The sequence below is a fragment of the Pseudomonas sp. 05N434 genome (genome assembly GCF_056396965.1).
The window spans coordinates 1-374 of the sequence record NZ_JBFTMK010001194.1 but is presented as its reverse complement, the minus strand read 5'-3'; the positions used below and the strand labels follow the sequence as shown (position 1 = coordinate 374).

Below are 374 nucleotides of genomic sequence, written 5' to 3'. Positions count from 1 at the left end.
GCGCGCCCTTCCCCACTACACGTGCTGCCATCTGCCACCAATCGAATAGCTTCCCTGACTGCCCGGCAGGCAGCATACGGAACTGCTAGTGTTAATCCGCATGCCGTCAAAGTCCCTGCAGTCGGGTGGGTGTGAGCCGCCGTTTTGTTCATGACCGAGTGCTGCACCTGCCGCTGCTGTTCGTTGGCAGTGGTGTAACCCAAGATCTTCCTAATCCATCGAATGGCGCTTAATCCAGGAGAAAAATCATGGCGAAGGTACTGGTTCTCTATTACTCAATGTACGGTCACCTCGAAACGATGGCTGGAGCAGTGGCCGAAGGCGCACGATCCGTACCTGGCACCGACGTGACGCTCAAGCGTGTTGCTGAAACC

At 56.4% G+C, this 374-nt stretch carries 1 protein-coding gene; it reads left to right on the top strand.

The genetic code is table 11. The features are described from left to right. Nucleotides 1-248 precede the first annotated feature (248 nt). On the top strand, nucleotides 249-374 hold a 126-nt coding region (locus AC1DLB_RS32390; protein WP_477786582.1), incomplete at its 3' end, for a flavodoxin domain-containing protein.